Source organism: Xenorhabdus eapokensis, assembly GCF_001908105.1.
The window spans coordinates 1-26,007 of record NZ_MKGQ01000004.1 but is presented as its reverse complement, the minus strand read 5'-3'; the positions used below and the strand labels follow the sequence as shown (position 1 = coordinate 26,007).

25 protein-coding genes, 1 tRNA gene and 2 pseudogenes are annotated in these 26,007 nt (G+C 43.6%); 10 read left to right on the top strand and 18 right to left on the bottom strand.

From position 1 onward, the window contains the following. Positions 1–9 precede the first annotated feature (9 nt). Positions 10–1,164: a trans-sulfuration enzyme family protein gene (locus Xedl_RS04365; protein ID WP_422645900.1), complete on the bottom strand. Its 1,155-nt coding sequence runs from the start codon at positions 1,162–1,164 to the stop codon at positions 10–12. 356 nt (positions 1,165–1,520) lie between these two features. Beyond that, the gene (gene argF, locus Xedl_RS04360) at positions 1,521–2,534 is read right to left on the bottom strand and encodes an ornithine carbamoyltransferase (RefSeq protein ID WP_074022638.1); all 1,014 of its coding nucleotides are present in this window, start codon (positions 2,532–2,534) and stop codon (positions 1,521–1,523) included. A gap of 232 nt (positions 2,535–2,766) precedes the next feature. On the opposite strand from argF, the gene rraB reads away from it, so the two are divergent. Further along, positions 2,767–3,189, top strand: coding sequence for a ribonuclease E inhibitor RraB (rraB, locus tag Xedl_RS04355; RefSeq protein WP_139292462.1), 423 nt, complete (start codon positions 2,767–2,769; stop codon positions 3,187–3,189). A 105-nt stretch (positions 3,190–3,294) separates the two neighbouring features. Here the strand turns inward: rraB and Xedl_RS04350 are convergent, their stop codons facing one another. The 7 genes and pseudogenes from Xedl_RS04350 to Xedl_RS04320 all read right to left on the bottom strand — a co-directional run bounded on the left by Xedl_RS04350 (position 3,295) and on the right by Xedl_RS04320 (position 8,373). After that, positions 3,295–3,798, bottom strand: a complete 504-nt coding sequence (locus Xedl_RS04350) for a GNAT family N-acetyltransferase (protein ID WP_074022637.1) — start codon at positions 3,796–3,798, stop codon at positions 3,295–3,297. A 491-nt stretch (positions 3,799–4,289) separates the two neighbouring features. Further along, positions 4,290–4,910 carry an aminotransferase class V-fold PLP-dependent enzyme gene (locus Xedl_RS04345; RefSeq protein ID WP_339373754.1) on the bottom strand — a complete coding sequence of 207 codons (621 nt, stop codon included), beginning with the start codon at positions 4,908–4,910 and terminating at the stop codon, positions 4,290–4,292. Between the two features lie 6 nt (positions 4,911–4,916). Continuing rightward, positions 4,917–5,126 (bottom strand): annotated as a pseudogene (locus tag Xedl_RS04340) (transposase); the annotation flags it as partial. Positions 5,127–5,166: 40 nt separating this feature from the next. Then, positions 5,167–5,940: an amino acid ABC transporter substrate-binding protein gene (locus tag Xedl_RS04335; protein ID WP_074022632.1), complete on the bottom strand. Its 774-nt coding sequence runs from the start codon at positions 5,938–5,940 to the stop codon at positions 5,167–5,169. 58 nt (positions 5,941–5,998) lie between these two features. Continuing rightward, positions 5,999–6,763: an amino acid ABC transporter ATP-binding protein gene (locus tag Xedl_RS04330; protein ID WP_074022630.1), complete on the bottom strand. Its 765-nt coding sequence runs from the start codon at positions 6,761–6,763 to the stop codon at positions 5,999–6,001. Continuing rightward, a complete protein-coding gene (locus Xedl_RS04325) occupies positions 6,741–7,442 on the bottom strand; it encodes an amino acid ABC transporter permease (RefSeq protein WP_074022629.1) in 702 nt (233 codons plus the stop codon). Before Xedl_RS04325 ends, Xedl_RS04330 begins: the two co-directional genes overlap by 23 nt. A 163-nt stretch (positions 7,443–7,605) precedes the next feature. Then, positions 7,606–8,373, bottom strand: coding sequence for an amino acid ABC transporter substrate-binding protein (locus Xedl_RS04320; RefSeq protein ID WP_074022627.1), 768 nt, complete (start codon positions 8,371–8,373; stop codon positions 7,606–7,608). Between the two features lie 242 nt (positions 8,374–8,615). On the opposite strand from Xedl_RS04320, the gene Xedl_RS04315 reads away from it, so the two are divergent. Together Xedl_RS04315 and Xedl_RS04310 are read left to right on the top strand one after the other, a co-directional pair. Further along, positions 8,616–9,296: an AzlC family ABC transporter permease gene (locus Xedl_RS04315; RefSeq protein ID WP_074022626.1), complete on the top strand. Its 681-nt coding sequence runs from the start codon at positions 8,616–8,618 to the stop codon at positions 9,294–9,296. After that, positions 9,293–9,622 carry an AzlD domain-containing protein gene (locus Xedl_RS04310; protein WP_074022624.1) on the top strand — a complete coding sequence of 110 codons (330 nt, stop codon included), beginning with the start codon at positions 9,293–9,295 and terminating at the stop codon, positions 9,620–9,622. Before Xedl_RS04315 ends, Xedl_RS04310 begins: the two co-directional genes overlap by 4 nt. A gap of 93 nt (positions 9,623–9,715) precedes the next feature. Here the strand turns inward: Xedl_RS04310 and Xedl_RS04305 are convergent, their stop codons facing one another. The 5 genes from Xedl_RS04305 to pepA form a co-directional block, all read right to left on the bottom strand. Continuing rightward, the gene (locus tag Xedl_RS04305; RefSeq protein ID WP_074022622.1) at positions 9,716–10,123 is read right to left on the bottom strand and encodes a type II toxin-antitoxin system HicB family antitoxin; all 408 of its coding nucleotides are present in this window, start codon (positions 10,121–10,123) and stop codon (positions 9,716–9,718) included. A 63-nt stretch (positions 10,124–10,186) separates the two neighbouring features. Continuing rightward, a complete protein-coding gene (locus Xedl_RS04300; protein ID WP_074022621.1) occupies positions 10,187–10,375 on the bottom strand; it encodes a type II toxin-antitoxin system HicA family toxin in 189 nt (62 codons plus the stop codon). A gap of 255 nt (positions 10,376–10,630) precedes the next feature. Continuing rightward, on the bottom strand, positions 10,631–13,528 hold the full coding sequence (locus tag Xedl_RS04295) for a valine--tRNA ligase (protein WP_074022620.1): 2,898 nt from the start codon (positions 13,526–13,528) through the stop codon (positions 10,631–10,633). Positions 13,529–13,541: 13 nt separating this feature from the next. Then, positions 13,542–14,036 carry a DNA polymerase III subunit chi gene (locus tag Xedl_RS04290; RefSeq protein WP_074022618.1) on the bottom strand — a complete coding sequence of 165 codons (495 nt, stop codon included), beginning with the start codon at positions 14,034–14,036 and terminating at the stop codon, positions 13,542–13,544. Positions 14,037–14,117: 81 nt separating this feature from the next. Then, a complete protein-coding gene (gene pepA, locus Xedl_RS04285; protein WP_074022616.1) occupies positions 14,118–15,626 on the bottom strand; it encodes a leucyl aminopeptidase in 1,509 nt (502 codons plus the stop codon). A gap of 280 nt (positions 15,627–15,906) precedes the next feature. On the opposite strand from pepA, the gene lptF reads away from it, so the two are divergent. After that, on the top strand, positions 15,907–17,004 hold the full coding sequence (gene lptF / locus Xedl_RS04280; protein ID WP_074022614.1) for an LPS export ABC transporter permease LptF: 1,098 nt from the start codon (positions 15,907–15,909) through the stop codon (positions 17,002–17,004). After that, a complete protein-coding gene (gene lptG, locus Xedl_RS04275) occupies positions 17,004–18,080 on the top strand; it encodes an LPS export ABC transporter permease LptG (protein ID WP_074022613.1) in 1,077 nt (358 codons plus the stop codon). The genes lptF and lptG overlap by 1 nt, the downstream gene beginning before the upstream one ends. A 79-nt stretch (positions 18,081–18,159) precedes the next feature. On the opposite strand, the gene ampH is transcribed toward lptG, so the two are convergent. Next, positions 18,160–19,365, bottom strand: a complete 1,206-nt coding sequence (ampH, locus tag Xedl_RS04270; protein ID WP_074022611.1) for a D-alanyl-D-alanine-carboxypeptidase/endopeptidase AmpH — start codon at positions 19,363–19,365, stop codon at positions 18,160–18,162. A gap of 396 nt (positions 19,366–19,761) precedes the next feature. Between ampH and Xedl_RS04260 the strand changes: the two genes are divergently transcribed. Together Xedl_RS04260 and Xedl_RS04255 are read left to right on the top strand one after the other, a co-directional pair. Next, positions 19,762–19,846: transfer RNA gene (locus tag Xedl_RS04260), tRNA-Leu, on the top strand. 192 nt (positions 19,847–20,038) lie between these two features. After that, a complete protein-coding gene (locus Xedl_RS04255; protein WP_074022607.1) occupies positions 20,039–20,566 on the top strand; it encodes a P-loop NTPase family protein in 528 nt (175 codons plus the stop codon). 94 nt (positions 20,567–20,660) lie between these two features. Here Xedl_RS04255 and Xedl_RS04250 read toward each other — a convergent pair whose 3' ends face one another. Then, positions 20,661–21,560, bottom strand: a complete 900-nt coding sequence (locus tag Xedl_RS04250) for a LysR family transcriptional regulator (RefSeq protein WP_074022605.1) — start codon at positions 21,558–21,560, stop codon at positions 20,661–20,663. A gap of 262 nt (positions 21,561–21,822) precedes the next feature. Between Xedl_RS04250 and Xedl_RS04245 the strand changes: the two genes are divergently transcribed. The 3 genes from Xedl_RS04245 to Xedl_RS04235 all read left to right on the top strand — a co-directional run bounded on the left by Xedl_RS04245 (position 21,823) and on the right by Xedl_RS04235 (position 25,126). Then, entirely contained in the window at positions 21,823–23,139 is a 1,317-nt protein-coding gene (locus Xedl_RS04245; protein WP_074022604.1) for a M20 family metallo-hydrolase, read from the top strand. A 40-nt stretch (positions 23,140–23,179) separates the two neighbouring features. After that, a complete protein-coding gene (gene abgT / locus Xedl_RS04240; RefSeq protein WP_074022603.1) occupies positions 23,180–24,703 on the top strand; it encodes a p-aminobenzoyl-glutamate transporter in 1,524 nt (507 codons plus the stop codon). A 228-nt stretch (positions 24,704–24,931) separates the two neighbouring features. Further along, positions 24,932–25,126, top strand: coding sequence for a helix-turn-helix domain-containing protein (locus tag Xedl_RS04235; protein ID WP_244149664.1), 195 nt, complete (start codon positions 24,932–24,934; stop codon positions 25,124–25,126). A gap of 215 nt (positions 25,127–25,341) precedes the next feature. Here the strand turns inward: Xedl_RS04235 and Xedl_RS04230 are convergent. Next, a pseudogene (locus tag Xedl_RS04230) lies at positions 25,342–25,527 on the bottom strand (ATP-binding cassette domain-containing protein); the annotation flags it as partial. A gap of 171 nt (positions 25,528–25,698) precedes the next feature. Beyond that, on the bottom strand, positions 25,699–26,007 hold a 309-nt coding region (locus Xedl_RS27240; protein WP_158024342.1), incomplete at its 5' end, for a hypothetical protein.

The following is a 26,007-nucleotide window of genomic DNA, read 5'->3' as shown; positions in this document are numbered from 1 at the left end:
TAAGTAAATTTATTCTAATGCTTGTTCAAGATCAGCCAATAAATCGTGAATATCTTCAATCCCTACTGATAAGCGTAATACAGTATCATAAATACCAATCTCTTCACGTTCTTCTTTTGTCATTGAGCCATGTGACATAGTTGCAGAATGGTTAACCATACTTTCTACCCCACCGAGAGATTCTGCTAAAACAAAATAGCGTAATTTGCTTAAAAATCTCTTTGTGTCTTCCAAATCGCCTTTTAATTTAATTGTAACGACAGCACCACCTGCGCGCATTTGCTGCTGGCAAATGGAATAATGCGGGTGAGTGGGTAAGCCAGGATAATAGACTTGTTCAATGTTTGGATGAGATTGAAGAAAATTGGCAACTTCAAGTGCATTGGCGCATTGTGCTGACATGCGTAACGCTAATGTCTTTAATCCACGTAGTGCTAAATAGGCATCAAAGGGAGATGCAATGGCACCAGTCGTTGTTTTTAAAAAATCCAGCTTATTGGCTAAATCATCCCGATGGGTAATAACCGCACCACCAATAAGATCCGAATGACCACCAATATATTTACTTGTAGATAGCATCACAAGATCTGCCCCCAATTCAAGGGGTTTTTGATTCCATGCAGTTGCAAATGTATTATCAACACAAGTTAAAATATTGTAATTTTTCGCGAATGCACAAATACGTTTGATATCAACTAATTCTAATAATGGATTGGTTGGGCTTTCTATCCAAATTAAACGAGTGTTCTCTTTTATTTTCGACTCAACTTCAGTGAGATTATTTAAGTCGACATAGTCAAATTGGTGGCCATTATTTTCAATTGCTACCCGTTCAAATAAACGAAATGTGCCACCATAAACCCCCTTCATTGCGATAATATGGGATTCTTTAGGTAACAAGTTCAAGACTAAAGCAGCGGCTGCTACACCAGATGCGGTTGCAGTTGCGTAAATACCATTTTCTATTTCGGCTAATAATGTTTCATAGGCATAGCGTGTCGGGTTACTGCAACGAGAATAACAGTATTCACCCTGTTCAGATAAATCTTTCTGTACAAAAGTACTGGCTGTTGTAATGGGAGGAAAAATGGCATGATTTTCTTTGTCCTGTGATTTTCCGCCGTGAATTAATGCTGTGGCTATATTTTTTATCATTTTTGCAATCCTATAAATTGATTATTAATATTTTTTAGTGGAAATATTGAACTATTTAGAAAGAATATGGCATAGGGTGATTAAAAAAATTTTCTAAAAAGTAACGAAAAATTTTTGCTATAGAGAAAATTTTTTTCAAAATTGATAATTTTTCATATAAATCAAATTGTTAAATAAATCTGGTTTAATGTGATGACTATCAATATATTGGAAATTTATGCACAGTGATAGCGCTATTTTCTGATTTTTAACTGAAAGTCGGTGGAGAATACCCAACTTATTTGAAGATACAGAAGCCAAGTAAGTTGGGTAAGTTGGTATTGTGATTTTTGCAGTACGAGAGGAAGCAAAATATGAATCAACTATTACAATACGAGGTTTTCCACCAGAGTTGCTATCATCACGGCCTTAATGGTATGCATTCGGTTTTCAGCCTGATCAAACACAATGCTGTGTTTTGATTCAAACACTTCATGAGTGACTTCCAGTCCACCATATACATTAAATTCCTCTGCCAGTTGCTTACCAAGTACCGTCTCTTCATCATGGAAAGCGGGCAGGCAATGCAGGAATTTAACTTCTGGGTTTCCCGTGCGTTTCACAACATCCATATTGACCTGATAGGGTTTCAGTAATGCAATGCGTTCTTGCCAGACCGATTTCGCTTCTCCCATCGATACCCAAACATCGGTATACAGAAAATCGACTCCTTTTACACCATGCGTAATATCTTCTGTCAGGGTGATTTGACCGCCAGTTTTTTCCGCCTGTTTTTGGCATTCTGTAACCAAATTTTCGTCAGGCCAGCATGCGTTTGGCGCGACTAAACGGAGATCCATACCCGTCAATGCAGCCGCTTCCAGCAGGGTATTGCCCATGTTATTGCGGGCATCGCCTAAATAGGCAAATTTGATCTCGGAGAGTGGCTTTTGGCTGTGTTCCTGCATCGTCATTAAATCAGCCAAAAGTTGGGTTGGGTGAAATTCATCAGTCAGGCCATTCCAGACCGGAACCCCTGCGTATTGCGCGAGCGTTTCGACAATTTGCTGACCATGTCCACGGTATTGGATACCATCATACAAACGCCCAAGCACCCGCGCAGTATCCTTAATGGATTCTTTGTGCCCGATCTGACTGCCGCTTGAGCCTAAATAGGTAACATTGGCACCTTGATCATGAGCTGCAACTTCAAATGCACAGCGTGTACGGGTGGAATCTTTTTCGAAAATCAGGGCAATATTTTTCCCTGTAAGTAAGCGAGATTCCGAACCTGATTTTTTATTCGATTTTAATGCATGAGCCAAAGTTAAAAGGGTATCAACTTCTGTGGATGTAATGTCAAGTAATCTTAGGAAAGAACGCTTGAAAAATGGGTTCATTATGCATTGTCTCCATGAGTGCAATATTGAATTTATATTCACTATATATCGATAAAAAATTTAATTACAAGCTCTGTGTTCAGCGTTTATAGGCGTGAAGGTATTAAGACAGGTTATAGATCAGCAGCTTAGTTATTCATTTCTTTTAGAGCAAAATTGGATAGATATATCCTTTGCACATAAAAGATGGGAGAATGCACAACAAGACAGCCAACTGACGGAGGGGATTGGCATGGCAGACCCACATGCTTTAGAAGAACAGTGTGAAGAAACTCGCTTGATCATCGAAGAATTATTGGAAGATGGCAGTGATCCTGATGCACTTTATATTATTGAGCACCATTTTTCGGCAGAAAACTTCGACCAACTGGAAAAAGCCGCCCTTGAAGCTTTCAGATTAGGCTATGAAGTAACGGATGCGGAAGAGCTGGAAACAGAAGACGGTGTTGTTTTGATGTGCTGTGATGTGATCAGCGAAAGTCGTCTGGAAGCTGAATTGATCGACGCACAGGTTGAGCAGCTTATGGATCTGGTTGGAAAGATCGGTGTAAATTACGACGGTTGGGGAACGTACTTTGAAGATCCTAATGCGCCTGATGATGAAGATGACGGTGATCTCTTTCCCCCTGAGGACGATGAACCCAGACTCCATTAAAATCTTTTGAAGATTGCGGCAAAAAAGTAGCGTTAAACCAAATGCCCCACTTAAACTGTGGGGCTGATTTATTACGAATAGCTTTAATATTGAAGGCCATTGGCGTTATAGTGCCTTGAGCATTTTGACTTCACAATCGCTGTGGCCTGTATTGCCAAGAGGCTCACTAAGATAGTTAAAGCCCAGCTTTTCATACAAAGCAATGGCGGCTTTCAGATTCTCTGTCGTTTCCAGATAGCAGCGTTTAAAACCTTGTTCTGTACCGAATTCGAGAGATTGCTTCACGATTTGCCTGGCAATACCTTTTCCCCGTAGTACCGATGAAAGGTACATTTTCTGTAATTCGCAGGTATCACCATCACTACCCGCTAACGGAGCAATACCGCCACCACCAACGACCTCGCCATCCATTTCAACAACCCAATAAGCGCTGCGTGGCTGGTTGTAAACTTCGTACAGGGTATCCAGAATTGGATCAGCAACGGCAAAACCTTTGTCTGCGGTTAAGCCATGCTCGGCAGAGACTTCACGGATCACAGCGGCAATGCCTGCATTGTCTTGTTGGGTGATGGGGCGAATAACGTAGTTGTGTGTTGTTTTTGCTGTCATTATTTTCTCTTTATATTTTTATTTATAGGGAATGAAATAATACAGCATGAAATATATTAAGTTAATCAATAATTAATCAGCTCACTATGGAGGCGTGGATACATGTGGTTTAAATGGAAAAATTCACTAATTTTCCATCTATTATATTCTGTGGCGAACAAAAGACCATTGTTCATCCACTGCTAAGACAGGGCAAATGTCATTCCCGTTCAATTAGGCGCAAGCAGCGGCCTGTGAAGTGGAAAGCCTCGCCCGATAGGGCGGGGAGCAGTCACGAGTATAAGCATGTGTTGGGCGGTGAGTTTTTCATGTTCTCATGACGGTGACCCTTGCGATTTTCAGCAAACGAGCAGTATTGCAAATGCTAGCGTATTTATGGTTATATCGACGATTTGTTCTTTAACTCTAGATTGGATTGTAAGCAAAATACAATAGACATCAACTTTATCTATGCGCCACCAATAAAAAGGAGATGGAGTTTACCATAACAGCTAACTATTTAATATATTAGCGATTTTCTCACTACTGACATGTGACTTGCTTTTTAACAGGATATTTTTAGCTGATTTCATGGATTCTTCAAGAGATTCTGGGCGGATATTCCTCTGTTGGTGAAAGAATTCTAGATGATCGAGAGAAACGGTCAATTGAGGTTGGTATTGTTGGTATAACCAAACACCTTTGTCATTGTGGTAATGATACTGCTTTGCTAACCAGTGCCCGTAGCGGGAGATGAGTGAAACGGCCTCCAGAATGTAACAAACTGTGGGTTTTTCCAGCAGATAATGCAGATTTAGCCGTACCCAGCCAGGGCGGGCAAGCTTGTTTCCCTGTGCTAATTCTTCTTGGATATTCCGGCTATCGTCTTGGTTTATATCTAGTAACTGGTGGGCATAAGGTCCCGCACAAGAACAACCACCTCTTGCCTGAATTCCGAATAAGTCATTTAGCATGGCAACAACCACACCATAGTGCAGTCCTTTAATATTAAATGAGAAGATGGCTAGTCTGGGAAGGGAAGGATTACCCATTAACTCGAAATTAGGGAGATTCCTCCAATATAAGAGTGTTTGTTCAACCAGCTCTTTTTCCCGTTTTTTAATGTAGTCTATACCAATCTAACTTGAAGATGCAGGTTTTAAAATCTGAAAATTATCAGTCAGTCGAGTCGTGAGCTCTTTCGCTTTTTCTGGCAAAGTGACATGAAAAAAGTGACGAAGAGTTTCACGGAAGGTCTTCGCATCCGGAAAATAGATATTGTTACGCACTTGCTCATTCATATACTTCCACAATCGCTCTATCGGATTGAGGTTTGGGCTGTAAGGCGGTTTTATAAAAATACCGCCCTATTCTCAGGTAAAGAAAAATTTATTTGGTAATATCCACGCCAAAATAGTTCTCAGAGATACGGGCATATGTACCGTCATCCTTTATCTCTTGCAGGGCTTTATTAACTGCTTCTAGTAATTCGGCATCTCCTTTACGCAATAAGACGGCTGATTGACTCGCATCGGTTTGCTGGGCAACAATTTTTACTGGCGCATTAGGGCGCTGTTTTTTGAAGTCAAGGAATGACAGGCGATCATTGAGTGTGGCATCAGCGCGTCCGGTAGCGACCAGATCAATAGCCTGATTAAAACCATCTGTACTGACCAAACTAGCGCCGTAAGACGTTGCCAATTGCCCGTAATTGCTGGTCAGTGATTGGGCTGAGCGTTTGCCTTGAATATCCGCGAAGGTTTTAATATCACTGTTATCGTTACGGGTGATCAACACAACCTGAGAAGTCGTGTAAGGAATGGAAAAACTGTATTTCGCTGCCCGTTCTGGGGTGACACCAACCTGGTTGATAATAGCGTCAAAACGTTTCGCATCCAATCCGGCAATTAAACCATCCCATTTGACCTCCATAAATTCAGGTTTGACGTTCAAACGCTGGGCGATTTCCCGTGCGATATCCACATCAAAGCCGACTAATTTATTGCTGGCATCGTGGTAGGTAAAAGGAGGATAAGTGCCTTCCGTGCCAATCTTAAAGATGCCAGAGGCTTTTATAGCGTCAAAATCTTTGCCGGCATAGCCAGGAGCCGAAATAGCAAGGACAGTCGCACTCGCCAGTAACAGACTCAAAATTTTTTTCATTGCGTTTCTCCAAGTAACTGTATTTCTCTAAATAAGTAATGTACCGTGTGACTGCTCGCTATATTTCCCAGTCCGGCAAGGTTTCTGTCAGGGTTGAGATAAACTCGACAGTACGCACCTTAGCAGGACGGGTAAAAAGGGTTTTTGCCGTACCCGATTCAATAATCTCGCCAGATTCCAGAAAGACAACATCATGAGCAAGATTGGCAGCCAGGCGCAGATCATGCGTTGCCATTAACATGGTGGTGCCTTCTCCTGCCAACTGTTTCAAAACTGAGACGACTTCTTTAGATAATTCAGGATCAAGTGCCGATGTTGGTTCATCGCACAGCAGCACTTTGGGGGAAGGTGCCATCGCTCTGGCGATTGCGACACGTTGCTGCTGGCCGCCGGACAGTGTATTCGGCCAAACCTCCGCTTTGTGGGATAAACCGACTTTTTCCAGTAATGCCAGCGCCCGTTCTCTGGCGCGTTCGCGAGGCCATTTTTGTACCCAAATTAGCCCTTCCATAATGTTATCAATCACCGTCAGATGCGGGAAAAGCTGGAAGTTCTGGAATACCATGCCAGTTTGCAAGCTAAAACGCTGGATTTCCCGATGTGGTAATCGCTCTTTACCGGTAAAACTGATTTGCTCTTTACCAATTTCCAGCTTGCCAGCCTGTGGGATCTCCAACAGATTAATACAACGCAGCAAGGTGCTCTTTCCGCTACCGGAAGGGCCAATAAGTGCCGTCAGGCTGCCTTCCTTGATGGTCAGGTTAATATTTTTCAGCACCTTCTGTCCGTCGAAATTTTTTTCAATGTTGGTAAGCTGAATCATCTTTGGCTTCCTTATTACTGTTTTGCTGGGCAAATTTCTTTTCTAACCGGACTTGCAGTGCTGACAATACTGAACTCAAGAGTAGGTAGAGAATGGCGGCCTCGGTATACAGGATTAACGGTTGATAGGTGACGGCAGCGATGCGCTGTGCCGCCAGAAACATTTCTGGCACGGTAATCACGGAAGCCAGCGAGGTATCTTTTACCAACGAAATAAAGGTATTGGACAAAGGAGGAATTGAAACCCGTGCCGCCTGTGGCAGAACGATCCGGCGCAGTGATTGCCACCAGCTCATGCCGATAGAATGAGAGGCTTCCCATTGCCCTTTGGGAACAGAAGTGAGAGCAGCACGGATCACTTCTGAGGTATAGGCACCGACATTCAGGGTAAAGCCGATAACGGCGGAAGTGAACGCTTCCAAAGTAATGCCCACGCTAGGCAGGGCGTAGAAGATCAGGAATAGCTGAACCAACAGAGGTGTACCGCGGATCAACCAGACATAAAACCGAACGACAGCAACCAGGGGTTTAGGACCATATAGCCTGATTAAAGCAACGATAAACCCTAATGAGATCCCAAGAGCAAAAGTAATCAGCGTGAGGGGAATAGTGAATGTCAGGCCAGCGTAAATCATCGGCCATAGAGAATCCAACGTTAAATCAAGCCATGATGGAGTCATAGAACCTTCCTGATAGATATTAAAAATATGTTTATTCTTTATGTGGTTGTTTTAATGATGATATGGCAAGAAAAGGTGAACGCTATATACAATAAAGTTATAGCTTAGAACCTGAAATAAACATTAAGGGCCTATTCCATCAAGCCCTTATTTTAATGATTGGTCAGTTGTTTTCAGCGAAATATTTATCCCAGATACGTTGATAAGTACCATCCGCTTTTATTTCAGTAATGGCTTTATCTACTGCGGTTTTTAATTCAGTGTCGTTCTTACGCAACAGCACGGCAGTTTGTGCTGCACGGGTATCTGCGGCAACAATTTTTACTGGAGCATCCGGGCGATGTTTTTTGTAATCGAGGTAAGAAAGTTTATCGTTGATGGTGGCATCAGCACGGCCTGTACTTACCAGTTCTATTTCCTGATTAAAGCCATTAGTGCCGATAATGTCGGCGCCATAATGTCTGGCGATCTGGGCAAAATTATTGGTCAGAGTATGCGCCGATTTTTTCCCTTTTAAATCGCTAAATGTCTTAATATCGTTGTTATCTTTTCGGGTAATCAGTACAGCTTCTGAAATAACGTAAGGTAAAGAAAAGCTGTATTTTTTCTCACGTTCCGGTGTAATCGCGATTTGGTTCATCACGGCATCGAAACGCCCGGCATCAAGCCCGCCAATCAAGCCATCCCATTTGCCTTCAATAAATTCAGGCTTCATTTTCATGCGCTGAGCAATTTCACGACCGATTTCCACATCAAATCCGGTCAATTTTCCAGAAGTGTCATGATAACTGAATGGGGCATAGGCACCTTCAGTCCCAATCCTGAATATTCCCGTGGAATGAATGTTATCAAGAGTAGATTGTGCATAAGCGAAGTGGGTGAAACCCAATTGAATAATGCCCGCCAATAATATATTTAATACCGCTTTCATGTTATCTATTTCTCCGAGGGGAATTATTGTTTTTAAAATTATTTTTACTATAGCGGTAATATCATAAGCTTTATATATAAAATAAAGTTATATCATATCCTGATGTCATTTCTAATCAATAAGGTTTATATTGATTATGGTTTGATTATATTTATTATTATGAAATGTATCGATATCTCAGCTACCCTAAATATAACGTTAAATATAGGTGCCAAGTGTTGAATTCACTCTTTCGGAAAGGCATGGTTGACTCTTTGCCTGTTTGTATCTCTTTTTTCCTTATTTTTACTTCGATTGGTGCTCTTTATCAAAGTCACGGTATTCCATTAATGGAAACGTTAGTCGGATCATTGTTGATATATGCAGCACCATTACAAGTCGCTGCGGTGGGTTATCTGACTGATGGGGCGATACTTTCTGTTATTATTCTGGCCTTGCTGATCAACTTCCGCTTTTTCTTGATGGCAATGGTGATGTCACAATATTTTCATGGCATCCCTAAGCGAAATATTTTGCTGTCGATGCTGGGATTTAGCGCCAGCACTTATACAGTGACACATTCACATCTCTCTGCGGAAAATATCACGGATGGAAAGTCCCAATTTCATTTTTATCTGGGTGTTGCTGTACCCTGTTTTGTGATTACATTTTGTGCCACTTTGCTGGGGTATATTTCGGCCGAATATCTGGATTATGGTTCCCTTTCGCTGTTCCTCGTGATGTTGGTTCCCATCCATTTTGCTTCCCTGACTGCCAAGCGTTCGGGCAAGGATATGTCGGTTTTGGCGACAGTAATGGGAGGGGTTTGCGCACCGTTATTGAATGAAGTAGATATGAAATTAATGGATCTGGCAGTCCCTGTTTTATGCGGAATAATGATTGCGTTTATCGAACGGAAAATCAGAAAGGATAGAAGATCATGATGCTGTTGATCGTATTGATGGGATTAATGAGTTTCATATTAAGAATAGCTCCTTTTTTAATGAATAATAATCGCTGGTTTAAGAAAAAGGGGTTGCTAATTACTTCCCTGGATTATGCCATCTGTTTTATCCTGGGGACGATTATCGTTAATATTTCATTGAATAATTTATCCTTAAGTGAATTAATTGAACATTTTAATATTAAATATGTTTTCGCATTGATTACGGTAATGTTGGCTTATTTTATTAGTAAGTATACGAGATCAATATTAAAAAGTTTAATGCTTTCCCTGCTATTTTTTATGTTGATGCAGTGGGTTTGGTGAAAGAACTGGCCTATAAATCCAGATGAGCTGAAACAAAAGCATTAGTCTGTGATTGGCTAAGTTGGAAATCAGGGCAGTTTCCTGCCCTATAGGTTAAGAGTGAGCAATTTCTTTTCTTGCCAATTCAGCGAGAAAAGAAGAACGGTTTTTATAGTGACCATTTTTCTCAATGTAGCGATCTATCGCAGTTAATAAATTGCCGGGCATGGTCAAGTTGAATTTCACCGCCTTTGATTCGTATTTCGCTGGATCTAACTCAATGAGCGCAATAACCCCGCCATCTTCAGATAAGCGGTCATCACCGATGTAATCCGATGGATTTTTGGGTGCAGGGACATACCCGCCTTGTTCAGTCAAAACCTCCATGTGCTGTCCGAAAGCTCTTTCAGCATCACGGATAGTTTCTTCCAAGGTGTTGCCAGCGAAAAAACAACCGTCAACATCGGGAAAGTAACCGTCGAAACCATCTTCTGTTTTAAAGATAAAAAGCGGATAAATCATAATATTACCTCGTCATTTATGATAAGTAGTACAGATAAGGAGCGGTTATACCGCTCCTTTTTGTTACAACAATTTCAATCCTGAAATGTTCTGTGCCTGCCGGATAACTCCCTTTGACGCATCCTTTCGGGGATGCGGTACGGTGATTATCTTTGTGATCCCCGGTTTGGTTAACGTGATATGGCTTCCGTCTTGTCGTGCCTTTGTCCATCCGTTAGCCATCAGGCGTTTGATTAACTCTGTACTACTCATCAACCCTCCATTTTGCTAATGAGTGGGTATAATGCCTACAAAATTTCTAGTGATCAATATATTTATAGGTGTTATACCCATAAAGCTAGTCATAAATATGACACATATTTCTCCAACTTCATTGACGAAATAGGGGAGAGGCAAGTTACCTCTATATTCATGGTGGCATACTGTTAATGCAGAATAGATAGCACAAAAAAGCCACTGCAAATTACATTACAGTGGCTTATATGAAGAAATTTCAACTAGGAAAAATTATAGTGCAGCGATAGTCTCTTTTTGCGCCAGTAATTTCTCTTTTGCAGCCTTGTTGCTTGCCAGACGTTCGCGCTCTTTGGCAACAACGGCTTCCGGTGCTCGGCTGACAAAACCTTCGTTAGCCAGTTTGGCCTCGATGCTGTCGATTTCTTTATCCAGCTTCTCGATTTCTTTATCCAGACGCGCCAGTTCTGCATCTTTATTAATCAAACCGGCCATTGGGATCAACACTTCCGCCCCATTGATCAGTTTAGTAACAGAAACAGGTGCTTCTTCTCCTGCCGCTAATACGGTAACAGAAGAAAGACGACCCATTGCCTGAATGAAATTGAGGTTTTCAGCGACACGGCGTTGTGCATCATCATTTGCATCACGCAGCAGAACTTCCAGCGGTTTGCTTGGCGCAATGTTCATTTCTGCACGAATGTTACGTATTGCAATGATCGCTTCCTTGATCCACTCCAGATCGTTCAGCGCCAATTCATCGACTTTCGCCTGATCGAATGCAGGGAAAGATTGCAGCATGATGGTATCCGCTTCGATGCCTTTGACGACTTTCACTCGTTGCCAGATGGTTTCAGTGATAAATGGAATGATTGGGTGTGCCAGACGCAGCAAACCTTCCAAAACTTCAATCAGGGTATGGCGAGCCGCACGGACTTCGGCTTCTGTCCCTTTATTGATTGCCGGTTTGGACAACTCCAGATACCAGTCACAGAATTGGTTCCATGTGAATTCGTAAAGAATATTTGCGGCGATGTCGAAACGATAAGTATCCAGTGCCTCACGATAAACTTTAACGGTCTGGTTGAATTCGGCCAGGATCCAGCGATCTGCCAGTGATAGCGACATTTCACCACCGTTCTGGCCGCAATCCTGTCCCTCCGTATTCATCAGCACGAAACGGCTGGCGTTCCACAGTTTGTTACAGAAGTTGCGATAGCCTTGCAGGCGCTTCATGTCCCAGTTGATATCACGGCCGGTAGAAGCCAGTGCTGCCAGAGTGAAACGCAGGGCGTCAGTACCGTGGGCTTCAATACCTTCCGCGAACTGTTTTTCAGTACGTTTGCGGATTTTCTCTGCCAGTTGTGGCTGCATCATATTGCCGGTACGTTTTTCCAGCAGGTTTTCCAGCGAGATACCGTCGATCATATCCAGAGGGTCGATAACGTTCCCTTTGGATTTTGACATCTTCTGGCCTTCTTCATCGCGGATCAAGCCAGTCATGTAGACTGTTTTGAATGGCACTTGTGGCTTGCCGTTTTCATCTTTGATGAAGTGCATGGTCATCATGATCATGCGGGCAATCCAGAAGAAGATAATGTCGAAGCCACTGACCAGCACATCAGTTGGATGGAAAGTTTTCAGAGCGTCGGTCTGCTCAGGCCAACCGAGGGTAGAGAATGTCCACAGGCCAGAAGAGAACCAGGTATCCAGTACGTCTTCGTCTTGGGTCAGGATGATATCTGCACTCAGGTTGTTCTCGCGGCGAACTTCTTCTTCATCGCGGCCAACATAGACATTGCCTTGTGCGTCATACCACGCCGGAATACGGTGACCCCACCACAATTGACGGGAAATACACCAATCCTGAATGTCACGCATCCAGGAGTAGTACATGTTTTCGTACTGTTTTGGTACGAACTGGATATCACCGTTCTCAACCGCTTCAATCGCCACTTTCGCCAGTGGTGCGGTACGAACATACCATTGGTCGGTCAGCATTGGCTCGATCACTACGCCCCCACGGTCGCCGTAAGGAACCGTCAGGTCATGAGGTTTGATCTCAACCAGTAGATCCTGTTTTTCGAATTCGGCCACAATTGCCTTACGGGCAGCGAAACGCTCCATACCACGGTATTCGGCAGGGATGTCGGTCGGGTAGTGATCAGAAGCTTCGCCGTTGCTATCGAAGACTTCTGCGGCTTCGCGAATATTGCCGTCAAAAGTCAGGATGTTGATCATTGGCAGGTTGTGGCGCTTACCGACTTCATAGTCATTGAAATCGTGGGCTGGGGTGATTTTCACGCAGCCAGTGCCTTTTTCCATATCTGCGTGTTCATCGCCAACAATAGGAATGCGGCGGTTCACCAGTGGCAAGAGGATCTCTTTGCCAATCAGATCCTTGTAACGCGGATCTTCCGGATTCACGGCAACACCGGTATCCCCCAGCATGGTTTCTGGGCGGGTTGTGGCAACAATCAGGTAGTCTTTGCCTTCCGCAGTCTTAGCGCCGTCAGCCAGCGGATAGCGCAGGTGCCACATAGAACCTTTCACTTCACGGTTTTCGACTTCCAGATCAGAAATCGCAGTGCGTAATTTCGGGTCCCAGTTAACCAGACGCTTGCCACGGTAAATCAAATCTTCTTGATACAGGCGAACAAAGGCCTCTTTAACCGCTTTGGACAAGCCTTCATCCATAGTGAAGCGCTCACGCTCCCAATCTACGGAGTTACCCAGACGGCGCATCTGGTTGGTGATATTGCCACCCGATTCTGCTTTCCATTGCCAAATTTTGTCGATAAAAGCTTCACGACCATAATCATGGCGGGTTTTGCCTTCTTCTGCCGCGATCTTGCGCTCAACAACCATTTGAGTCGCGATACCCGCGTGGTCAGTCCCGGCTTGCCACAGGGTATTTTTACCCTGCATACGTTGGTAACGCACCATGGTATCCATAATAGTCTGCTGGAATGCATGTCCCATATGCAGGCTGCCAGTGACGTTTGGTGGCGGAATGACGATGCAGAAACTTTCACGGCTGGTATCGCCATTCGGCTTAAAGTAACCACTCTGTTCCCAGTGGTTGTAAAGGGGTTGCTCTATCTCTGTCGGGTTGTATGTTTTATCGAGAGATGGCTCAGATTGCGTTTGATTAGCGGGTGTCTTTTCCATTGTGTCTTGATATTCAATAGGTTGGCGGGGTTGCCATGGTCAAATTAAAGCCGACGCTACGATAAGATTTATATCGTTCGCGCGCTAACTGTTTCAGATTTTCATCAATAGGAACGAAGTCTATCACTTCATGGAAAGCTGTGGCAAAGTCTGCAAAATAAGGAAGCAGTGTCACCAACACATCGCGGGGAGTATTGCCTCTTTTTTGCGGCCAGCACAACTCCACGGGGGCACCATAGCGGGGGCCTTCGCCGGCAAGATTGTGCGGTACAAATTGACTTGGCTCTCGTTGCCATAATGCTTCATCCAATTTTTCAGCCTGTTGCTGGCTTTCACAAGCAATCAGAACCCGCTTCCCTGCACGCCATTGATCAGCAGCAAGCTGACATGCCAGCCATTCATGTGGCTGTAGATCATCTGACGATGATTGTTCCGATAACCGCTTTTCCGGTGACAGCTTTTCTAATGATGGTAGCTTTTCTAATAAATAGAAGGTGGCGTTTTTCATAGTTTCTTGCTTGCAAGGTTACTGGAAACAGTAAGGGTATTGCAGTTGCAATACCCTTACTTCCATTAAGCGGCAGGAGCATTAATCGTCAGAATTCAAACCTGAACGATTTAACAGGAATTGTGACAGGAGTGCAACCGGACGACCTGTTACTCCTTTCGCTTTACCTGAACGCCATGCTGTACCCGCTATATCCAGATGTGCCCAGTGGTATTTGCTGGTAAAGCGGGATAGGAAAGCACCTGCGGTAATGGCACCACCAGAGCGTCCACATTCGTTTACCATATCGGCAAAATTGGATTCTAACTGCTCGGTATATTCATCAGCCAAAGGCAGGCGCCATGCACGATCGCCTGCTTGCTCTGACGCATTCAGAAGTTCATGCGCCAGGGGATTATGGTTAGACATCAGGCCGGTATAATGGCCACCCAGAGCGACGACACAGGCGCCGGTCAAGGTTGCAACATCAATGACCGATTCCGGCTCAAAACGCTCAACATAAGTCAGCGCATCACACAATACCAGACGACCTTCCGCATCGGTGTTCGTCACTTCAACGGTCTGGCCGGACATGGTAGTCAGAATATCTCCAGGACGATAGGCGCGTCCGCCAGGCATATTTTCACAACCGGCCAGGACACCGATGACATTGATTGGCAATTGCAGTTCGGCAACAACGCGCATGGCGCCATAGACGGAAGCAGCACCGCACATATCATATTTCATCTCATCCATACCTTCGGCTGGTTTGAGCGAGATACCGCCGGAATCAAAAGTCAGCCCTTTGCCCACCAATACGATAGGTTTCGCATTGGCGTCTGTGCTGCCTTTATACTCCATGACTGCCATCAGGGATTCATTCTGCGAACCCTGACCAACCGCCAGATAAGAATGCATGCCCAGCTCTTTCATCTGCTCTTCACCAATGACTTTGGTGGTCAGGTTAGCCGCGTTGTCAGCAAGCTGGCGCGCCTGTGATGCCAAATAGGCAGCATTACAGATATTGGGTGGCATATTGGCGAGATCTTTCGCCGCCTTGATACCCGATGCAATGGCAAGACCGTGCTGAATAGCGCGTTCACCGCTGGTCAACTCGCGGCGGGTCGGTACATTGAATACCATTTTGCGCAGTGGACGACGCAGTTCATTTTTGCTGCTTTTGAGCTGATCAAAAACATACAGTGATTCTTTAGCTGTTTCGACCGCTTGACGTACTTTCCAGTAATTATTGCGCGCCTTCACATGCAGTTCTGTCAAGAAACAAACGGCTTCCATTGAGCCGGTTTCGTTGAGGGTATTGATCGTTTTCTGGATAATTTGCTTATACTGGCGTTCATCCAGTTCACGCTCTTTTCCACATCCAACCAGTAAAATACGCTCGGACAGTACATTCGGAACATGATGTAGCAACAAGGTTTGACCCACCTTGCCTTCAAGTTCACCACGGCGTAATAAGGCACTGATATAGCCATTACTTATTTTGTCAAGTTGCTCTGCGATAGGGGAAAGACGGCGGGGTTCAAACACGCCGACAATAATACAGGCACTGCGCTGTTTCTCTGGGCTACCGCTCTTTACACTAAACTCCATGAGTTCTCCTGAATCTTAAAGACAAAGACGGATACAATCGCTAAAATACCGCGTTCCGCATTAATGCATCCCAAAGAAAATTAACGGTTATGTTAAGCTAAGCACATTATTTTTTGGTACTTAGATAACGATAACTATGTTCTAATTGGGAACCAATATATGGAATGCTTTGGTATCATTTTAGCGATGGGGAAGCCAAACTGATTCATATAAATGGTAGATATACGACGAAGTTAGCGACTTTCCTGCAAAAAGACAAGTTTTCACAGGCGTAATAAGCGTGATCATCATTAGATATCTAGTACGGGAAACCCTGAAAAGCCAAATCGCAATACTGTTCATCTTATCGCTGATCTTTTTCAGCCAGAAATTAGTTGAAGTATTAGGTGCGGCGGTGGAAGGGAATATTCCCGCAAATTTGGTTTTATCGTTGTTAGGTTTAGGTGTGCCAGAGATGGCGCAGCTTATTTTGCCCCTGAGTTTATTTCTTGGGGTATTAATGACGTTTAGTAAACTCTATACCGAAAGTGAAATCACCGTCATGCATGCCTGCGGGTTGGGTAAAAGTGTATTGGTGAAATCAGCCATTATTCTGGCTCTGTTCACATCAGCGTTGGCGGCGGCTAACGTTATCTGGATCACGCCGTGGTCTGCCAAATATAAAGCACAAGTCCTAGCCGATGTAAAAGCCAATCCAAGCCTTGCGGCGATCGTGGAGGGGCAGTTTAAGCCTTCCCGTGATGGCAACATGGTGTTGTATATCGGTAATGTGAAGAGCAATTCTTTTGAAAATGTTTTTTTGGCTCAGCTCCGTCCGACGAATGAGCAGCGTCCTTCTGTGGTCATTGCCGATGGTGGCCATATGGAAGAGCGCCCGAATGGTAATCAGGTAGCGGTACTCCATCAAGGAACGCGCTATGAAGGCACCGCTCTGTTACGTGACTTCCGCATTACTGAATTCACTGATTACCAGGCCGTGATTGGGCACCAAAAAGCAGATATCGATAACAAAGTTGAACAAAAATCGATTGAACAGCTTTGGCATGACACTGACAACGACTCCCGCGCGGAATTTCACTGGCGTCTGACGTTGGTTGTTTCGGTGCTAGTTATGGCGTTGATGGTGGTGCCGTTAAGTGCCGTGAACCCACGCCAGGGGCGGATACTCAGTATGTTACCAGCCATGTTGCTCTATCTGATCTTCTTCCTGTTGCAAAGCTCCCTGCATTCCAATGGCAGTAAAGGCAAACTAGATCCCCTGTTCTGGATGTGGTTAGTCAACGGAGTCTATTTTGCGTTGGCTATGACACTTAATCTGTGGGATACCGTGCCCATGCGTAAACTGCGTTCACGCTTTAAGACTCAAGGAGCGTCATGATGTTTGGGGTATTGGATAGATATATTGGCCGTACCATCCTGCAAACCATCTTGATGACTTTGTTTATGCTGGTATCACTTTCCGGCATTATTAAGTTTGTCGATCAGCTCCGCAAAGTGGGGCAGGGGGAATATACCGCACTTTCCGCTGGCATTTATACTCTGCTAAGTGTTCCCAAAGATATTCAGATCTTCTTCCCAATGGCTGCCCTGCTTGGGGCGTTATTGGGCTTGGGAGCACTGGCAACACGCAGTGAGCTGGTGGTGATGCAGGCCTCAGGTTTTACCCGCCTGCAAGTGGCGGGCTCCGTCATGAAAACGGCAATTCCGCTGGTTTTGTTGACAATGGTCATTGGCGAATGGGTTGCCCCACAAGGAGAGCAGCTTGCCCGTAATTATCGCTCGCAAAAAATGTATGGTGGCTCACTGATGTCCACCACGAAAGGGCTTTGGGCGAAAGATGGCTACGATTTTGTCTATATCCAGAGTGTTGATAAGGACAACGCTCTGAACGGCATCAGCATCTATCATGTTGATGATAATCAAAAACTGTTATCCATAAAATATGCAGCTTCAGCGGTGTATGACCAAGATAACCATCAATGGAAGTTATCTCAGGTTGAAGAATCCGATTTAACTCAAAATGGGCAGATTACTGGATCACAACGTATTTCTGCGGACTGGAAAAGCAGGCTGACACCAGAAAAGTTGGGCGTGGTTTCTCTCGATCCTGAAGCGCTTTCCATACGCGGCCTGCATCAATATATTACCTACCTGCAACAGGGTCAGCAGGATGCCGGACGTTACCAGCTTAATATGTGGAAGAAAATCTTCGCACCTTTATCGGTTGCGGTGATGATGCTGATGGCTCTCTCCTTTATCTTCGGGCCATTGCGTAGCGTGCCGATGGGATTTAGGGTCGTTGTGGGTATCAGTATGGGGTTTGTGTTCTATGTCTTAAATGAGATATTCGGCCCACTCAGTCTGGTTTATAGTATGCCGCCGATATTAGGGGCGCTGGTGCCAAGTTTGTTGTTTTTTGTAGTGAGTGTTTACTTACTCTTACATAGAAAATAGCGATAATAACCTGATAAATAATCAAATGTATCTATCGCCTCCACCTTCAATAGTGGAGGCGATTCCTATCTTAACGAAACTAAATTTGATTATGATTGCGCGCCAATGCGGCAACCAATTCATTAACTCCACTTGTCACGTGACTAAATTTACTTTGCTCCTTGCGCGTCATCACCACAAATACGCCGATATTGCGTTCAGGGATCATTGCCATATAGGTATTAAATCCACCGCCGCCGCCTGTTTTCTGATAAATACCTTCGGCATCCATATATACCCAGCCAAGACCGATACCATCCGCCTGACCCGCAACATCCATCCCTTTGATTGATTTCAGATCGGCACGCTTAAAGTAGATACCTTGTTCACGGCTGGCAGTCTGTTTCCTTAACTGATTATGGGAAGATAAAAACTGTTGCATCCAGCGCTGCATATCGGCGGGAGTGGAATAAACCCCGCCACTGCCCGCAGCAGCAATAGTATTTACGCACGGGCTGGATTTAACCCCTGCCATCAAGCGGGTACATTGGGATGGCGTGGGCGTCAGCGTCGTATCTTTCATGCGATAAGGATAAGTAATCTCCTCTTGCAGCAGACGGGAATAGGGTTTTCCCGTTGCTTTAGAAAGGGCATCAGCCAATAAATCATAGGCCAGATTGGAATACGAAGCCGTCGTGCCGGGCGTGGTATCTATTTTGGCGGTTTTCAGCCAAGCCCAACGGTTCGATTGGGTCGGCCAAATAAATACAGGGCGTCCCCATTTTCCACCAGGCTGTTCCCGTGGCAATCCGCTGGTATGACTCGCCAGATGATACAAGAGAATTGGTTGACCTGTGCCGTAGTTCGGCACATGGACACCGTAATAAGTGTATTTCTGCAATGGATCGGTAATTTTGAGGTGTTTCCTCTGTGCCAGCTTCACCATGACCTCGCTGGTCATCAATTTGGTAATAGAAGCAATACGAATCAAAGAGTCCTGCCGTGGCCGAACGCCGCTCCCTGGATAAGTTTCTCCAAAACTGCGATGTATGACTTGATTATTATCGATAACCACCATCGCCATTCCCAAAGGATTACCTTCTTCGAAGATGGATTGAGAATACTGATCGACCAATGCTGTAGCCATTTTCCTGATATTGTCATTACTCTCGAACACTTCCCATTTTGCAGGTTGCGCATTGGATTGCTGAAATTTTTTCTGGTGTGAATGACCAGAATCGGCACAAGCTGAAATCGCCCATGCCATGACAGAAACTGCACACAGTTTATATAGCCGTTTTTTCATTTTTGGATTAACCAATCAGGGAGCATTCAAGTGGGAAATAAAGCAGTTATTTGTTTTTCTTAAAAATCGCCATAATGGCACCAATAACGACACCCAACAGGATACCTGTAAAAATCCAACTGATAATAGTCATGATAATTTCCCTCATAGCAGTGTATTGTTTTGAATTATATAAGGAGCTTATGGATTGTCTATTGGTTGGAAGGAATTGTGTGAGGAGGAATTGGTGGGGTGTGGTGGAAAAGATGGTTGGATTTTAAGCGTTACGGGGAAAGGTCTGGTGAAAAAACAGAATAAGCGATTCTTTTTTCGGCACTTGAACAAAATCGAAAGGATAAGTGTTGCGAATGCGCTTCTGACAGGTATAATGGCCCCCGTTCTCCGAACCATTTCAGTGCCGAAGTGGCGAAATCGGTAGACGCAGTTGATTCAAAATCAACCGCCTTCGGGTGTGCCGGTTCGAGTCCGGCCTTCGGCACCATATAAATTAAGACGCTCAATAAAAAGAAGCGTCTTTTTTTATGTCTGAAATTCACGTATTGCAAAGCTTCTATAAGAATTCTGGTCATCAATATCATTATGAGTTTACTCATACCATAGCTTCATTAATGTAAGTGAGCGAATGCTCTCATCTCGATAACAAAAATTGACGCTATTACTACTGGTGAATGTAATGAAACTTTCAGATTTAGGCAATAGAATTTGCATTATGGGGCCTTCAAATAGCGGTAAATCTACACTTGCTAATGCTATCTCAAGGAAGTGTAACTTGAAGGTCATTCATCTGGATCAGCTTTTTCATTTACCCAATACAAACTGGCAAGAACGTTCTGTAGATGAATTCATCTCATTGCATGATATGGCAATAGAAGAAGAGAATTGGGTGATAGATGGGAATTATAGAAAATGTTTACCACAACGGTTATCCAGAGCAACAGGGATGATTTTATTGGATGTCTCAACACCCTCAAGCCTGCTCCGTTATGTCAATAGAACACTATTCCAACGCGATCGCTATGGTGGTCTGGAAGGTAATAGGGATAGTATCAAATGGAAAATGATCCATCATATTTCCGTTGTCGCACCAAAGAGCAGAAAACGTTATGCGGACTTATTTGAACAAGTGACCACACCCAAGATCAAACTGACATCCATTAAAGAAATTAAGGAGCAATTTGATAAATGGGAACTTATTCGGTAGTTACTTATGTAAATTATTTTCATCATGTGGAAAAAGTACATTAAATGGATAAACTAACAGAATTATTTGCCGATGTAGCAGATGCAATTAAAAATCAATCACGACAATACATCCGAAAAAGCTTCGCTAAATGTTCTCCTGCGGGAGTGAGCTTTGTATCCCTGCGTTGAATAAGTCCAAAAGTTGCAAACGGCAATTGTTCTTTAAGGTTTAAAGCGACAAATTGCTGAGCAAATAAAGCCTCATTAACGACATCTACCGCCACAATCGTTAAAAAATCACTTTCAGCGACTAAGCTCATACAAGACATCAATGTTTCACATGTAACACTAAAGATAGGGGGTTTATTCAGAGATGAAAAATTCTCAAATAATCGGTGATAATAAGTGCCTTTTGGTGTTGGCATAGTCCAGTCACAATCCACTAATTCCTCCAAAGAAGTGGCATTCGCTTTGGGATGTCCTTTTCGTACAATGACTTTGTACTCTTTTTCCATCAGTTTTTCGACATTAAATTCTGCATCCAGATTGCCGGGATAATAAGTATTTACGGTGAAATTCAATTCACCTTGCCTGAGTTGAGGCAACATTGTCAATAATTGACCCTCTACAATTCTTAATTTTATTGTCGGGTAATCACGATGAAACTGTGTAATGACCTTTGGCATAATGGTACGCGTAATACTGCCGGCAACACCAATATTAACAACACCACCAATTAATCCAATACGTTGTTGAATATCTTCCTGAGCAATCCTAAGCTCTTCAAGTATTAAGCTGGCACGTTGTAGAAAACCTTTACCACATTCGGTTAAATGAATACCTTGATTACTACGGATAAATAATTTTGTACCGAGCACATCCTCCAACTCACGTATTGCTTTCGTTAAAGCAGGTTGGGAGAGTGACAGAAAACGACTGGCAGCTCTGATACTGCCGTGACGGTTGATTTCAACAAAAGCACGCAGTTGATTGAGTTTTATTGGTGTCGTCATTTTTTTCTCTTGCGATAACTTTTAATTATATAGGAAAAGTTAATTGTATCTTATTTAAATGGAATTTACTGTCTACATTAGAGTGGAGTAATAAAAATAGGTTCCACGTTAGAGAATGAACATATTTATTAATTATTCTCATAATTAAATGGAAATAATTTAATTGGAATCGGATTAACTTTATTTATTAACGTGAATCAATGTTGATGAAATAAAGCAAAACACTCTCCATCTTTTTAGACAACTAAAAGAGATAATGACTATGGATATTTTATTAAGCGAATCTATTCAGCAAATTGCCGGGAAATTACAAAGCTGGCGCCGTGATTTTCATCAGTTTGCTGAGTCAGGTTGGTTCGAATTCAGAACCGCAACTATCGTGGCAGATGAACTGCATCGTTTAGGTTATAGCCTAAAAATGGGAAAAGAGGTTATCAAAGCAGACGCTCGAATGGGCGTACCGCCGGAGCAGGCATTGCAAGCACAGGAACAGCGCGCGATTAAGCAAGGTGCTTTGACTGCCTGGCTGCCTCATTTTTCCGGTGGCTTTACGGGTATTGTGGCGACACTCGATACAGGAAAGCCTGGGCCAACGCTGGCTTTTCGGGTTGATATGGATGCCCTTGACCAGAATGAGGCGCAAACTCATCGACATCTCCCTTACGCGGAAGGTTTTTCCTCTTGCAACGCAAATATGATGCATGCCTGTGGGCACGATGGTCATACAGCAATCGGCCTGGGGCTTGCTCATATCTTGAAAAAATATGAAAGCCAACTGACAGGAAAAATAAAACTGATTTTTCAGCCTGCGGAAGAGGGAACCCGTGGGGCAAAATCCATGGTGGAAGCGGGAGTTGTTGATGATGTTGATTTATTTATCGCCCTTCATATCGGCCTTGGCGTGCCTCAGGGAGAACTGGTCTGCGGGAGTGATAATTTTTTTGCTACGACCAAAATCGATGTCACTTATCGTGGCGTTGCTGCCCATTCTGGCGCCAAACCTGAAGATGGAAAAAATGCGTTGTTGGCCGCTGCTCACGCAGTTTTAGGGTTACAGGCAATTGCTCACCACAGTGAGGGTAGTTCACGCATCAACGTCGGAGTATTGCGGGCAGGCATTGGCCGTAACGTTATCCCTGACTATGCCTTAATGAAAGTAGAAACACGTGGCAAAACCAATGAAATCAATAATTTTGTCTACCATCAAGCCCTGAATATTATTGATGGGGCGGCAAAAATGCAGGGTGTTGAATATGAAATAGCGTTAATGGGCGCTGCGCAAAGTAGCCCACCTAGCCCTGCATGGGTCGATTTTATTGATCAACAAACCCGACAATATATTCCAGAGCTTTCATCTGTTGTCAAAAGCCGTCAGCAACCTGCGGGTTCGGAGGACGCGACCTATTTTATGGAACGTGTCAAAGCGAATGGCGGTCAAGCTACCTACCTGATTTTCGGCGCAGAACTGAGCGCGGGTCACCATAATGAGCGGTTTGACTTTGATGAAAATGTGATGACAACCGCAGTAAAAACCTTGGCGACTATCGCCCTGCATCTCCCTTATTTCGATGCTACCTGATGACAAAATAATAACAACAGCAAGCACAAAGGAAATAACGATGAGTGAAGTAACTATTCCTGTAAATAAAAGTCCGGGGCGTATTCTTGGTTGGATTGAAAGAATCGGAAATAAAATTCCAAATCCTTTTGTTTTATTCGTTTATTTAACCGCTGTATTAATGATAGCGACGGCTATTTTTTCCTGGTTTGATTTAAGTGTAAAAAATCCCACCAATGGAGAACTTATCAGAGTTAAAAATTTATTGGGTGCTGAAGGATTACAGTGGATCTTACCGAATATCGTTAAAAATTTTAGTAGCTTTGCCCCACTTGGAGCCATATTAGCTTTGGTTATTGGTGCGGGACTTGCGGAAAAAGTCGGGTTATTGCAAGCCCTGATGTACAAAATGGCTTCTGGTATTAATCAACGTTATGCCAGTTACATGGTGCTATTTATTGCCTTTTTTAGCCATATTTCGTCGGATGCTGCGCTTGTTATCATGCCACCGTTAGGGGCGTTGATTTTTATTGCAGTAGGTCGACATCCCGTTGCGGGATTACTGGCTGCGATTGCGGGAGTCGCTTCGGGATTTACTGCGAACCTATTGATTGTGACAACCGATGTTCTGTTATCGGGTATCAGCACAGAAGCAGCCAAAATACTTGATCCTGATTTACAAGTCAGTGTTATTGATAACTGGTATTTTATGGCAACGTCGGTGATTGTCCTGACAATTGCAGGAGCAATTTTAACGGATAAATTTGTCGAGCCACGTCTCCCCGCCTGGAAAGGTGATCACAATGAGAAGCTGGAAAAACTCACTTCACAACAGAACCGTGGATTGTTGATGAGTGGTCTATCAGCGTTAGTTTTCATTGGAATTATTGCGTTATTGGTCGTCCCTGAAAATGCCTTACTGCGTGATCCACAGACCGGAACCATTATTCCATCGCCATTTATAAAAGGGATCGTGCCTGTCATTATCCTGTTTTTCTTTGTGGTTTCGATTACCTATGGTGTTTCCATAAAACAGATAAAAAAACCTAATGATATTCCTGAGCTGCTGGTTGATCCCATGAAAAGCATGGCGGGGTTTTTCATTATGGTCTTCCCTTTGGCGCAATTTGTTGCTTTCTTTAACTGGAGCAATATGGGCAAATTTATGGCGATAGGGTTAACCGACATACTGGAAACCTTAGGAGTGACAGGTGTTCCGGCTTTCATCGGGTTAATGTTCTTATCCTCTTTCCTGTGTATGTTTATCGCGAGTGGCTCGGCCATCTGGTCGATTCTGGCGCCGATTTTTGTGCCGATGTTTGTCTTGCTGGGCTTTCATCCTGCTTTTGCCCAAATAGTCTTCCGTATTTCCGATTCCGCTGTCTTGCCCTTAGCACCGTTATCACCTTTTGTACCGCTCTTCCTGGGATTTCTCCAGCGTTATTATAAAAATGCCCAGTTAGGCACTTATTACACCTTAATATTGCCTTATCCACTGGTGTTTTATGCTGTTTGGATAGTGTTGTTAGTAGGATGGTATTTTGCTGGGTTGCCGATTGGGCCGGGGATTTATCCGACGTTGTAAGTAATGATTATTTAAAGCGTCTGGCTGATAATAGCGTTATTTCTCAAATAGCCTTTCTGCATCATTAGATATCAATCCATAATTATATTGGCGGGGGAACTCATTTGGTTGTAATAACCCGCTGTATAACTTGTAGAGGATATGTTGTATTTATCCTCTATAGGGGATATTTATGAAGATCACATCACCACAAACACTTTCTGTGGCAATGCGGGAGCAACGTAAAAAATGCGTCTAACCCAAAAAGAGACGGCTGATCGACTTGGAATAAAGCAAAGTACGGTTTCTGGATTTGAGAACAGTCCTGAAAAAAGCAAACTGGAAACGTTGTTCAAGCTACTCTCAGTACTAGATTTAGGGCTACAAGTTACAGAGCATAATGCCTCAACAAAGCCAAATAGTGGTTGGACAAGGGAGTGGTAAATGAACAAGTTGACCGTTGTATTGAATGGATTGGGAGTAGGCACCTTGTAGGTCAGGAAGTATTTAATTTTTTCGATAACTTACTACCGAACTCCAGTGAAATTATAGCCCGTATGCAAGCCAGATTTCATATAGCCAGTAAGCATCTATTTTGATCTCTTAGTTAGTGTTGGGAGGGATTGCGTTGGTGCCATCCAGCTCTACCAAGAAGGTAGTAATTTCTGCCCTTCCAATAAAATTTTGCCGCTATCTGCATCTTCTAGCCCTGCTATCAGACGGAGTACTGTGGTTTTGCCACAACTGGATGTCCCAATAATGGTCAGGAACTCGCCATCATTGATTGTCAGATCGAGCTGTAAAATAACTTGTTTACCGCCGAAGCCCTTACTCAAGGCTTTCAGTTCAACGAGCGGTGTTAGGGGGGCTCAGTCATTTGTACTATCATTTATCCTTTGGAATAATGCAGATAGAGCCGCCACGGGAAAAGACTGTGTTAACTAGCAGAATCATAAACGCAGTAAGCCCAAATTGAAAGCCGAAACAGTGACAATATGCTATTGGTTATGATTATCTTATGAATGATAATAACGCAATTTATTTTTCATCCTATTTAGGGCGTGTTGACGTTTTGTGAGGGGAATTTGAACAGCATGATGATCTGGTATCATTGTCTTCGCGAAAAAACCATTACTCCAGCTCATCATGCCAAGAACAATGTTATCAAAATCTTTATGGAATACGCTAGATGGTGTCGTCATGAGAAATTTCGTGCAATAATAATGCCCCATCATTCCATCATAAGAGTCGATTAACCATGAGTACACCTGCACACCGCCGCCACGATATTTCAGATCGCGCCTGGAGCCTGCTTGAACCTCATT